The sequence below is a fragment of the Halomonas sp. BM-2019 genome (assembly GCF_017584085.1).
The window spans coordinates 2,816,055-2,828,148 of record NZ_CP071922.1; the positions used below are offsets into that span (position 1 = coordinate 2,816,055).

At 70.0% G+C, this 12,094-nt stretch carries 8 protein-coding genes and 2 pseudogenes; 1 reads left to right on the top strand and 9 read right to left on the bottom strand.

What is annotated here, in order from left to right; all coding sequences use genetic code 11:
• Positions 1 to 51: 51 nt before the first annotated feature.
• The 9 genes and pseudogenes from J5F18_RS14075 to J5F18_RS14115 form a co-directional block, all read right to left on the bottom strand.
• Positions 52 to 1,197 carry a hypothetical protein gene (locus tag J5F18_RS14075; RefSeq protein WP_346299220.1) on the bottom strand — a complete coding sequence of 382 codons (1,146 nt, stop codon included), beginning with the start codon at positions 1,195 to 1,197 and terminating at the stop codon, positions 52 to 54.
• Positions 1,194 to 2,009 (bottom strand): hypothetical protein, encoded by an 816-nt coding sequence (locus tag J5F18_RS14080; RefSeq protein ID WP_346299221.1) that lies wholly within the window; start codon positions 2,007 to 2,009, stop codon positions 1,194 to 1,196. Before J5F18_RS14080 ends, J5F18_RS14075 begins: the two co-directional genes overlap by 4 nt.
• Before the next feature lie 8 nt (positions 2,010 to 2,017).
• Complete coding sequence (locus tag J5F18_RS14085) at positions 2,018 to 2,881, bottom strand: HTH domain-containing protein (RefSeq protein ID WP_346299222.1); 864 nt, start codon at positions 2,879 to 2,881, stop codon at positions 2,018 to 2,020.
• 164 nt (positions 2,882 to 3,045) lie between these two features.
• A complete protein-coding gene (locus tag J5F18_RS14090) occupies positions 3,046 to 5,049 on the bottom strand; it encodes a recombinase (protein WP_346299223.1) in 2,004 nt (667 codons plus the stop codon).
• 173 nt (positions 5,050 to 5,222) lie between these two features.
• Positions 5,223 to 6,188 (bottom strand): putative zinc-binding metallopeptidase, encoded by a 966-nt coding sequence (locus J5F18_RS14095; RefSeq protein ID WP_346299224.1) that lies wholly within the window; start codon positions 6,186 to 6,188, stop codon positions 5,223 to 5,225.
• Positions 6,189 to 6,581: 393 nt separating this feature from the next.
• Positions 6,582 to 8,393, bottom strand: coding sequence for an acyl-CoA dehydrogenase C-terminal domain-containing protein (locus J5F18_RS14100; protein ID WP_346299225.1), 1,812 nt, complete (start codon positions 8,391 to 8,393; stop codon positions 6,582 to 6,584).
• Positions 8,394 to 8,547: 154 nt separating this feature from the next.
• A pseudogene (locus J5F18_RS14105) lies at positions 8,548 to 9,241 on the bottom strand (SDR family NAD(P)-dependent oxidoreductase).
• A 15-nt stretch (positions 9,242 to 9,256) separates the two neighbouring features.
• On the bottom strand, positions 9,257 to 10,930 hold the full coding sequence (locus tag J5F18_RS14110; protein WP_346299226.1) for an AMP-binding protein: 1,674 nt from the start codon (positions 10,928 to 10,930) through the stop codon (positions 9,257 to 9,259).
• Between the two features lie 317 nt (positions 10,931 to 11,247).
• Entirely contained in the window at positions 11,248 to 11,817 is a 570-nt protein-coding gene (locus J5F18_RS14115; protein ID WP_346299227.1) for a TetR/AcrR family transcriptional regulator, read from the bottom strand.
• 157 nt (positions 11,818 to 11,974) lie between these two features.
• Between J5F18_RS14115 and J5F18_RS14120 the strand changes: the two are divergent.
• Positions 11,975 to 12,094, top strand: a pseudogene (locus J5F18_RS14120) (acetyl-CoA C-acetyltransferase); the annotation flags it as partial.

Here is a 12,094-nt window from a genome sequence, read left to right on the forward strand (position 1 = left end):
CGTCTCGGCTCGCCGGGCCGGCAACCCGCCAGGGTGACCGGCCCGGTTCGGCTAGTCACCCCGCCTGCCGAGGATGCGGTAGGCCTTGGGCGACTCCTCCCTCGCCTCATCCGGAGACGCGGCACGGATGAGCCGCGCTTCCATCTCCCGAGTCGTGGCGTCGGTGGCGGCCTCGAGTGCCAGGGCCAGGGCGACGCGGGCCTCGGCGAGCGCCTCCTGCAGCTGCGCCTCCATGGCCGGGCGATGGCGGGCCTCCTGGCCCTTGAGCAGGGCATATTCGCTGCCGGCGATGCCGGCCAGGGTCGCCGCCGCGGTCAGCGTGCCCGTCACCAGGGCGCCCGGGCCGGTCGGCGAGGTGGCCACCGCCGCCGCCCCGCCGCTGGCCAGGGACCGCGCGGCGCCCGCGCCGAGACGCAGCGCGAGGCTGCGCAGCGCCATCCGACTGCCCTGCACGGCCGCCCCGGTGCCCAGACGACCGGCCAGAGCGCGGCCCGCCACCAGCCCCACGCCGCTGCCCCCCACGGCCGCCGCGCTCCAGCGCGAGCGGTCCAGGCCATCGTTCAGGGCGTGCAGCAGGATGGCATCCAGATCGAGGTGCGACCTCTCCGCCTCGGCCGCCTCGGCGGCCACCTGGCGCGGGGTATAGCGCTCGCGAAGGGTGGCGGCCAGGCCCGCGGCCAGCGCCTGCTGCTCGCGGGCCAGGCGCTGTGGGTAGTCCATCTGGAGCTCGGCCAGCGCCGCTTCGACGCCGCTGGGGGCGACCAGGCGCTCATGGAGCTGCTCGTCCAGCCAGCCGTCCAGATCGCCGACCAGGGCCACGGCGAGCCGCTGGTAGCTGCCCGGCGCGGAGAAGTACCAGTCCAGGTAGTTCGGCACCGCCGAGGCCAGCGGGGCGAACGCCGCCTCGAGACGCGCGTCCACCCAGGTGGCCATCCGCGCCGCCAGCTGTTCCTGGGCCTCGTGGGAGAGCGCCGCCAGGTCGCGCGAGAAGGCGGCATGGGTCTCGGCATCCAGGGTCAGCGACTCCCCCGCCACGATCACCCGAAACAGGGGCGCCTGGCTGCGCGACTCGAGCCAGCGATGGCCACCCTCGAGGAGCAGCAGCAGAAGCGTGACCACCAGCAGCGACAACCCCCAGCGGCGCCAGCCGCGGGCCCGGGCCACCCCCTCGAAACGGGACAGAATCGACACACTCATGGGCGCCCCTCCTGGCGCCGCGGTGCGGCCGCCCGCTCGCCACATAGCGCATCGGCACCGATCAGCAGCCGCACATAGGCCCAGGCGACGGCCCCCTGGGTCAACAGCATCAGCATCCAGCCCAGCAGGGCCAGCGGTGCATCCAGCGACAGCTGCACCTCGGCATTCTGCATGGCCCAGGCCCGGGTTATCTCGGCGGTGGCCGCCAGCCGCTCGAAGAAGCCGAGCAGCGAACCGCCTTCGCCGCCCGGCAGGTGGCGAAGAAGAGCCGCCTCCCAACCCAGCCCTACGAGCCACGGCTGGGGCCGCCAGAACGCCATCCCGACCAGCGCCAGGGCCAGCAGGCCGGCGACCGGTGCCACCAGCAGGCGCCGGGAGACCGCCGGCAACCGCGCTGCGATCACATGCGAAACCAGGCGTCGACGCAGCCAGGCGCGCGCAAGACACAGCCCGATCGCCCCTGCCAGCAGCAGCGTCCAGGCGGACAGCGGCAGGCCCCGCAGCTTCACCAGCAGCACCAGCGCCAGCAGGGCCGCGAAGAGCTGGTGCCTGACGATCATCACGGCCCCGCCACGCAGCCGGCGATGCCAGGACGAACCCTCACGCAGGTACTGCCCCAGCCAGGCCCGGCGCCGCAGGCGAGCCGCCTCCAGGCTACCGACGGCAATCAGCTGGGTGGCCAGCACCCAGGCCAGCGGGAAGAGCCATCCGGCCCAGGCGCTGTCCGCCAGGGACCAGAGCAACAGCGCCAGCACCGACAGGGCGAGAAGCAGCGGGAACCTCGGCCAAGGATGGCCTGATGGGCCCTTCACCAGGGAACCTACGAGGCCAGGGCCTGTTGCACATAGGCCTGGCAACGCCGGTGGGCCGGCCGCTCGCTGAGCCCGGCCCAGTAGGCCTCGAACTCGGGACGCCGCGGCAGGGTACCGAACTGCATGCCCCAGCCGATGTGTGAACCCACGTAGACATCCGCCGCGCTGAAGGCGTCGCCGGCAATGTAGGGCTTCCCGGCAACGGCACCGGCCAGGGTATCGACCAGCGCCCAGTAGTCACCGCAGCCGAGGCGCCCCTGCTGCTCGGGGGTGGGCTGCACGCCCAGGTCGTTGAGGGCGATGGCGCTCTCCAGGGGACCGGCGGCGAGAAACAGCCAGCGGTAGTAGTCACCCCGGGCGGCGGGGGGCGGCGCCAGGCCGGCCTCCGGAAAGGTGTCGGCCAGGTAGGCGCAGATGGCCGCGGCCTCGGTGACCACGGTCTCACCGTGGCGGATGGCCGGCACCTTGCCCAGCGGGTTGATGGCGAGATAGTCCGGCGTCTTCATGGCGGCGCCGTACTCCAGGGTGACCAGGGAATAGGGAACGCCGAGCTCCTCGAGCATCCAGTGGACGATACCGCCCCGGGAGAGCGGGTGGGTATAGAAGATCAGCTTGGCGGGCTCGGGGGGAGCGGCATCGGCCGGGGCCGGCTCGGCCAGGGCCGCGGGCGGCAGCCTGACCTCCGGCGGCAGCACATAGCCGCGCCCGGGTTCGTTGATCACCTCGACCCCCACCGCGCGCAGCACGGCGATGTCCTGGTAGAGGCTGCGCAGGGTGACGCCCAGCGCCGCGGCGAGCTCGGGCCCGCCGATCGGGCCCTGATGGTGGCGCAGTACCCGGAGCAGGTCCTGCAGGCGAGTCGTTCGTGACATGGGCAATTCCTCTTGCAGGTGGCCGACGGGAGGTCCCTCGCCGCCCTGGGAGCGGCCGAGGCCTCATCATGCCTCCGAGCCGCCCATGGTGCCACTCATCCCACCCATGCCGGCAGGCAACGCGACCCCGGATGCCTGAAGCCGCCCGGTTCGATCAGCGACGCCTAGCGGCTCGGACGGGTATCACCGTGGCCTGGCTTCCTGATGGGCAGCACCGACGGGATGAAGAACCGCAGAGGTTCCCGGCGGAACTCCTCCCGGACGCCGGCCAGCAGCACCCGCGGCTCGATCCGGCAGGTGCGGGAGCGCAGCGCCACCATCAGCGCCAGTGAGAAGCTGACCCAGAGGTTGACGAAACCGATCATCATCACGAACAGCAGCCCGACCAGGAAGTGCCCCCAGCCGGCGAAGTCGCTGAAGCTGGCGTAGCCCAGGTTGGCGGATGAGAAGGCCACGTGGCGGATATCCAGCGGTAGCCCGAGCAGGTAGCCCGCGTAGCCCGTCATGCCCAGCAGCACGCCGAACAGGAAGTTGCCCGCCAGGGCACCGTAGTTCTGGTGCAGGTAGTGGGCGAGGCGCTCGCGGCGCGCCAGGGGCAGGCGGCGAAGGGCGGGATGGCGCACCAGGCGCCGGGCGAGCTGGACATGATCGGCCCGGTTGTCGAAGAAGCCGGCGATGATGCCGGCGCAGAAGAGCCAGACGCCGGCGACGGCGGCATAGAACAGCGCCAGGCTCTGGAACGGCGAGATGGCCCGGAGCTGGTAGGCGATCTGCTCCTCCGAGAGCAGCGGCCGGCCCGCAAGGGCCATGGCCAGCGTGGTGATCAGCAGCGCCGTGGCCAGGGCCGCGAAAACGTTGCCCCACACCGCCGCCCATTGGGAACGGTTCACGTCACGCAGCAGCACCGCCAGCTTGCGCCCCAGCGCCCGGCCATGGCGGTTGCGCTCCACCTCGGCGGCGAAGCTGGCCGCGGTCATGGCGGGCTGCTTGGTGGCGATGGTGAAGTGCAGCAGGTGGACCAGCATGAAGCCCAGGCCGTAGTTGAGGCTGACCAGCACCGCCTGGGGCAGCGGCGAGAGCCCCCAGGACTCGACGGTGATCTTGATCAGCGCCATGGTGGCGATGATCACCCCAGCACCGGCTGCGGTGCCGACCAGGCGCAGGTAGCTCGGCAGGTCCCGGGAGATGTACTGCTCGCCGTGATCGCTCTTGTTCTGGGTGATGCTGCGCGTGCTCTTCTTCCACACGCTGCGGATGCTGTCCTTCTCTGCCGTGGCCAGCAGCAGCTCCCGCCACAGACGCAGCGTGGTGCGCACCACGGCGTCGCCGTGGCCCGGCTGGGTCAGCACGATCAGCGTCTCGATGCGCCGCAGGGTGTCCTCCAGGCGCTCGATCAGGTGGGAGGCATTGACCGAGGATCCGAGGCTACCCGCCCCGCGGCGCCGGAAGCGCGCCACCTGCTCCTGGCACTGGTCGAGCATCACCCAGAGGTGGCCGATGGCCGCCTGCTCCTGCTCGGGGCCCCCCTCCCACGGCGCACTTCTCAGCTCCACGAAGGCGTGGACCTCGCGCTGCAGGGCGATGAAGGGGGAGTCGATGCGGGTCAGGCGCGCGTCGATGCGCATCAGCTCCGGGTCGAGCTCCTCGGCGGCCACCCAGATGGCCAGCATCTCCAGGGCGTAGAGGCACTCCTCCTCCAGGTGCGCCCAAATCCGCTGGCCCGGCTCCTCCTCGAGTACGGCCAGCAGCACCCTGAACAGGCGCAGCCAGCCCTGGGCGGGCAGTGCCTCGATCCAGGCCTTGTCGTGGCGGGTGATGAGCCGCGCAAGCAGGTCGCGGGAGTCCTCGTGGTCCAGAGGTGGCGGGTTCAGGCGGTCATAGAGCCGCGTGGTGATCTCCCGAAAGAGTCCCTCGCGGGAGAGGATGCCCAGCCGGACCAGCGCCGGGTAGACCTCTAGCTGCGCCAGGCCGCCCAGGATGCCCTCGGCCAGGACCCGGGCCTTGGCCGGGTCGTCGAGAAGACGCCGAGCCAGGCGATCGAGCCGCCCGGCGGCCTCATCGGGGCTGCCGGCGCGCAGGAGGCGAAACAGGGCATCCAGGCAGGCCTCCAGGCCTGCCCCTTCGGCGAGGCAAGCCAGGGGGTCTTCAGGGTGAAACATCGCAGTCATGCGGGCGTGAGGTCCATGCTGGGTCGAGGACACGCAGCGCCGCCGGACCGGGCACTGCCATGAGAACACTGGTGGAAGGTGGGTACGATAGCCCGATTACCGCTGCCTGTCGCAGACTGCCTTGGTGACGTCCCGACGGTCCGGAGTCGTCGACCCATGCGGTGGGGGCCGGTTTAAAGCCCCTGAGCGCCTCGGCGCAGCCAGTCATGCACGAAGACCAGCTTGCGACGCGCCACCGCCGACAGCACGAAGGGGTAGAGGTCGGACAGCCCCATGGAGCGGTTGACGTGGTTGACCCCGACCACCAGGCTGACCGCCACCTGGATCAGCCGTTCGGCGTCGGGCTCCATGTAGGGGTCCCAGCCCGGACTCGGCAGCTGCGGTGAGGAGAGGCCTGCCGCGACGAAGCTGTCGGTGATATCCGTCAGGTGCAGCAGGTGGGCGGCGGTCTCGGCCCAGTCCTCGTGGGGGTGGGCGGAGGCGTAGGTGGTCAGGAAGCTCGAACGCCACCCGGGGGGCGGACCCTCATGGTAATGACGCTGGAGCGCGGTGGGATAATCCTCCCGCTCATCGCCGAACAGGGCCCGGAAGGCCGCGAGAAAATCCTCCCGCAGGCTCAGGCGCCACCAGAGCATGTGCGCGATCTCATGACGCATGTGACCGATCATGGTGCGGTAGGGCTCCTCCAGGGCTTCCCGCCGCGTGGTCAGCAGCACCGGGTCCGCCTCGGCCACGCTGATCGTCACCACGCCCCCCGCATGGCCCATGGGCACCGGCGTCGGTCCCTCGGCGAGCATGTGAAACACCGGGCGGGCACCGGGATCCTCGGGCCGGAACCAGTGCCACCGGCCCAGGTTGTCGAGCACCCAGCGCTTGGCGGCCTCGGTCTGGGCCCAGTGGGGTATGGCATCGGGGATGGCGGGGTCCGGCACCAGCTCGGTCATGGCGCAGGCGCGACAGAAGGCGCCCTGCTTGGGGGCGATCCAGTTGCAACCGATGACCTCCCGGTTGACGCAGAAGGGCGGCATGGGCAGAAAGGCCCTGGCCTGAGGGTCATAGGCGACGGGCGTTCCGTCGGCGGTGGCGAGATTGTCGAACCAGAGGGAGCCGGCTCCGACGGGGTTGGCAAAGACACGCATGGGCAGGAACTCCGCTGAACGGCTGGGCAGAATACCCGACGCCTTATCCTGGCATCCTGCTCCTTCAAGGCCCGCCGTTCAAACCCTCAGCGTTTGCAAGGGTGGAGGAGTCCGCAACGCCGCCCGCAGCATGAAAAAAAGGTTCTTCGCACTTTGGCGTGAACACGTTTGGCAGGTTTCATGGTGGGAGGCCGGCTCTGCCGGGCGAATGGAGGCCGAAGGACTCCCAGGCGGCAGGTGCAAGCTTAAGCAACATCACCGGGGCACCTTCGGCGCCATTCGCTCGGGAAACCCGAGCTCCCACAAGGCAGCTTCACGCTGATCTGCGATGAACCAAAAAAGGCGGCGGAGGAGCCCCCCGCCGCCAACCGATCGTTCTCGACCGGGAGAGTGCTAGATCTCGAAGCCAAGGCCGAAGTCCTCGGCGCTGATCGCCATCAGCGGCTCGGCGCCGGCCTCGATAGCGGCCTTGTGGGCGCGGGTGCGTGGCAGCAGGCGCTGGTAGTAGAAGCGCGCGGTGTCGAGCTTGGCGCGGTAGAAGGCGGCATCATCGCTGCCCTCGGCCAGCACGGCGCGGGCCTGCTTCGCGGCGCGGGCGAAGAGGTAGGCCAGGGTCACGTAGCCCGAATACATCAGGTAGTCGACGCTGGCCGCGCCCACCTCCTCGCGGTCGGTCATCGCCTTCATGCCGATGCCCATGGTCAGCTCGCCCCACTCGGCGTTGAGCTTGGCCAGCGGGCGGACGAACTCGGCAAGCTCCGTGTTGCCCTCCTCGGCCTGGCAGAACTTGTGGATCTCCCGGGTGAAGACCTTGAGGCTCTCGCCCTGGCTCATCAGCACCTTGCGGCCCAGTAGATCGAGGGCCTGGATGCCGGTGGTGCCCTCGTAGAGGCGAGTGATGCGCGCGTCGCGCACCAGCTGCTCCATGCCCCACTCCTGGATAAAGCCGTGCCCGCCGAAGACCTGCACGCCCTCGTTGGTCGCCTCGAAGCCGACCTCGGTGAGGAACGCCTTGACGATGGGGGTGAGCAGGCCCAGCAGGGTCTCGGCGCGCTCGCGCTCGGCGGCATCAGCGTCGTGCTCGACGATATCGATCATCTGGGCGGTGTAGAGGACCAGCATCCGGCCGCCCTCGGCGAAGGCCTTCTGGGTCAGCAGCATGCGGCGCACGTCCGGGTGGACGATGATCGGGTCGGCGGCCTTCTCCGGCGCCTTGGCCCCGGAGGGCGCGCGCATCTGCAGGCGGTCGCGGGCATAGGCGAGGGCGTTCTGGAAGCTCGCCTCGGTGAGGCCCAGCCCCTGGATGCCCACGCCGATGCGGGCGGCGTTCATCATGGTGAACATGCAGGCCAGCCCCTTGTTGGGGGCGCCCACCAGGTAACCCTTGGCCGAATCGAAGTTCATCACGCAGGTGGCGTTGCCGTGGATGCCCATCTTGTGCTCGAGCGAGCCGCACACCACGCCGTTGCGCTCGCCGGGCTCCCCCGCCTCGTTGGGCAGGAACTTTGGCACCACGAAGAGCGAGATGCCTTTCGAGCCCTCGGGGGCGTCGGGCAGCTTGGCCAGCACCAGGTGGACGATGTTCTCGGCCAGGTCGTGCTCGCCGGCGGAGATGAAGATCTTCGTTCCGGTGATCGCATAGGCGCCGTCGTCGGTGGGCAGCGCGCGGGTCTTGATCAGGCCGAGGTCGGTGCCGCAGTGGGGCTCGGTGAGGCACATGGTGCCGGTCCAGGTCCCCTCGACGAGCTTGGTGAGATAGGTGGCCTGCTGCGCCTCGGTGCCGTGGTGGCGCAGGGCGTCGGCGGCGCCGTGGGAGAGCCCCGGGTACATGCCCCAGGCCAGGTTGGTGGCGCAGATCATCTCGTTGAGCACCATGGCAAGCGAATGCGGCAGCCCCTGGCCGCCGTGGGCGGGGTCGGCGGCCAGGCTCGGCCAGCCGCCCTCCACGTACTGGGCGTAGGCGGCCTTGAAGCCCTTGGGCGCCTTGACGTCGCCGCCCTCCAGCAGGCAGCCCTCGCGGTCGCCGCTCTGGTTCAGCGGCAGCAGCACCTCGCGAGCGAAGCGCGCGCCCTCCTCGAGGATCGCCGCCACCACGTCGGGGGAGGCCTCCTCGCCGCCGGGCAGGCGGGCGTAGTGGGCCGGATAGTCCAGCAGCTCGTCCATGACGAAGCGAATATCGCGCAGGGGGGCCTGATAGTCGGGCATCTCAACTCTCCAGTTTCGCGGCTGCCGGTGCCAGCGTCGCACCACGGCAGTATCCAGGGATAGAAACGCGAAGGCGGCGGCGGCCGCTTTCAAACATGTGTTTGAAATTAGCCGCCGCAGAGACGAGAGTCAAGCGGTCGTTTGAAAACAGGGCCTACTGCATCCGTATCCCGCCGTCGAGGCGGATCACCTCGCCGTTGAGCATGGGGTTGGTGATGATCTGCTCGGCCAGGCGGGCGAACTCGTCGGGCTTGCCGAGCCGCTTGGGGAAGGGCACGGCGGCGGCCAGGGCCTGGGCGGCCTCGTCGGGGATCTCGCTCATCATGGGGGTCTCGAAGACCCCGGGGGCGATGGCCATCACCCGCACGCCGTGGCGCGAGAGCTCCCGGGCCGCCGGCAGGCTCATGCCCACCACCCCGGCCTTGGAGGCGCTGTAGGCGCACTGCCCCACCTGGCCGTCGAAGGCGGCGATGGAGGCGACGTTGATGATCACCCCGCGCTCACCCTCCTCGCCCGGGGCATTCCTCGCCATGGCGGCGGCGGCCAGGCGCATCACGTTGAAGGTGCCCACCAGGTTGATGTTGATGGTGCGGGCATAGGCCTCGAGGTCGGCGGGGTTGCCCTCGCGGTCCACCAGCTTGGCCACGCTGACCACGCCGGCGCAGTGCACGACTCCCGCGAGGCCCCGGCCGCCGCCGAGCGCGACGGCGCTCGGCGTGGGCCTCGACGGCGTCGCTCAGGTCGCAGAGCACCACCCGGCCGCCGGCGGCGACCAGCCGCTCGGCGGTGGCAGCGCCCAGCCCGGAGGCGGCGCCGGTAATCAGAAAGGTATTGTCCTTGACGAGCATATCGGTGTCCTTGGGTTACTTGGCCGGCGTGGCTTCAGCCTTCTCGGCGGCGTCGGCGCGCAGCTTGAAGCGCTGGATCTTGCCGCTCGGGGTCTTGGGCAGCACCTCGACGAACTCGATCACCCGCGGGAAGGCGTGGGTGGAGAGCCGCTCGCGCACCAGCTGGCGGATCTCCTCGGCCAACTCGTCGCTCGCCTCGAAGCCGTCGCGCAGCACCACGTAGGACTTGATGACCTCGCCGCGGATCTCGTCGGGCTGGCCCACGGCGGCGGACTCCGCTACCGCCGGGTGGGTCAGCACGCTGTTCTCCACGTCGGTGGGGCCGACGCGATAACCCGCGGTGGTGATGATGTCGTCGTCGCGGCCGGCGAACTGGAAGGTGCCGTCCTCGTTGTGCACCACCACATCGCCGGTCAGGTAGTAGCCCTCGGCGAAGGGGTGCTTCTCCTGCCAAGTGTAGCCGGCGAAGAAGTGCGCCGGGGAGTTGGCGATGTCCACCGCCAGCACGCCCGGCTCGCCCGGGGGCAGCTCCTGGTACTCGGCGTCCAGTATCGCCAGGCGATAGCCGGGCATCGGCACGCCCATGGCCCCGACATGTTTCGGGTGCGACAGCGCATGGTGGTTGCAGCAGGTCATGCCGGTCTCGGTCTGGCCGTAGTGGTCCATGACCGGGCAGTCCAGGGACTTCTCGACCCAGTTCACCACCTCGGTGTTGAGGGGCTCGCCGGCGGAGCTGGCCACCCGCAGCGAGAGCCGCTCATGGGCGCTGTCGAACAGGCCCGAGGCCTTCATCAGGCGGTAGGCGGTGGGGGCGGCGGCGAAGTTGGTGATGCGGTGGCGCTCCATGAAGGCGAGCGCCCCCTCGGCGCTGAAGCCCGCCTCGCAGAAGTGGGTGGTCACCCCCAGCAGCAGGGGACCGGCGATGGCGTAGTAGAGGCCATAGGCCCAGCCCGGGTCGGCCATGTTCCAGAAGCGGTCGCTCTCACGCAGGTCAATGGCCAGCTCCATGTAGAGGGCGAAGGCGGGCATGGCAGCGAGCGGCACCGCCACCCCCTTAGGCTTGCCCACGGTGCCGGAGGTGAACATCTGCAGGAAGGGGGCGTCGCGGGAGAGGCGCGGCGGGTTGGCCTCGATCGGCGCGTGGGCGAGCGCCTCGCGCCAGTCCAGGTCGCCGGCGTGCTCGGCATCGGGGCCGCCCACGGCGAGCACCGGCGGACACTGGGTCAGGCCGTCGAACTTGAAGCGGTTGGCGTGATCGGTGATCACCAGCTTGGTGTCGGCACGCCCCAGGCGGTAATCCACGGCGTCCGGACCGAAGGCGGTGAACAGCGGCTGGTAGACGGCGCCGAGGCGCCAGGTGGCCAGCACCGCCACCAGCAGCTCCGGGGAGCGCGGCAGCATGCAGGCGATGCGATCGCCCACGCCGAGGCCCTGCTCGGCGAACCAGCCGGCGAGCCGGGCGCTCTCGGCCTCGAGCTCGGCATAGGTGAGAGTACTGACGCTGCCCTGGGTATCCTCCTGGATCAGCGCCGGCACCCCGCCGCGGCCGGCGCGCAGGTGGCGCCCGCAGCAGGATTCGAAGGCGTTGGCCTTGCCGTCCCGGTGATCGTCCAGGCGGGCGATCATGTCGTCGACGGAGAAGGTCTCGAGGTAGGCACGATAGTCGGGCAGGCTCGCTTGCTGGCTCATGGCGGTCCTCATCTGGCGGATTGTGATTGTTGTGGGCGCTGTCGTGGTAGGCTCTAGATAGATTCAGTTAACGTAAGCGTCAACCTATCAAGCGCTAGGTCCAAGCTAGCGAGTCCCGACGCGCAGGGCAAGGCCGGGAAGGCGCGAGGCGACTAGACCATGGTCGAGCGGGTCCCCGGCGGAGGAGTCGCCCGAGGCGCAGCAAGGGTTACCGACGGTCGGATGCCCGCTGGCCAGGCAAGCACAGCGGAGAGGATCAGGGCGGTGGAGGGGTCGGGACAGGCATGCCTGGAGCGAGCGCGCGGTGGCCGGGCGGCTCAGCCGGCGGGGCGGGTGATCATGGCCACCAGCTCATCGGCCAGGTCGTCGGGGGTGCGCGTCCCCTCGGGGTCGTACCAGCGTACCGTCCAGTTGAGCGCCCCCATCACGAAGCGCGACACCAGGAAGCGGTCGCCGTGGATCAGCCCCTCGGCCAGGGCCTCGTCGATCACCTGCTCCCAGAGCTCCTCGTAGGCGTCGCGCAGGTGGCTCAGGTGGGCTCGGGCCTCGGGGTCGAGCCGGCGCCACTCGTAGAGGGCGACCACATGGGCGTTGCGATCGGTGAGCAGGGTCTCCAGGTGGGCACGCGCCATGGCGCGCAGGCGCCCCTCGGCGCCCGGCGCGCTGTCGGACAGGGCCTGACGGGCGATGACCAGGGCATTCTGGGTCCCCTCCTCGATCACCGCCGCGAGGATCTCCTGCTTGTCGCGGAAGTGGTGGAAGAGGCTGCCGGACTTGATGCCCATCTCCTGGGCCAGCATGCGCACCGTCGTCCGGTCGAAGCCCTCCTGGACGAACAACAGGGCGGCCAGGCGGGTCAACTCCTTGCGGCGGGGAGACTCATTCATTACATTCATCGACGATTACACTAGCGCTTGCTTGGTTGACCCTGAGAAAAGCACAGCCCCGCCAGCGGGTCAACGCGGCGCGGGCCAACCTACCATCTCGACTTACAATCACAAGGCGGCTCCAACGGGAACCGCACGCCACATCGGGAGAACCACCATGAGCCAATCCAGCGATATCGTCTTCCTCTCCGCCACCCGCACCCCCATGGGCGGCATGCTCGGCAGCCTCTCCAGCCTGACCGCCCCCGAGCTCGCCGCCGTGGCGATCCGCGCCGCC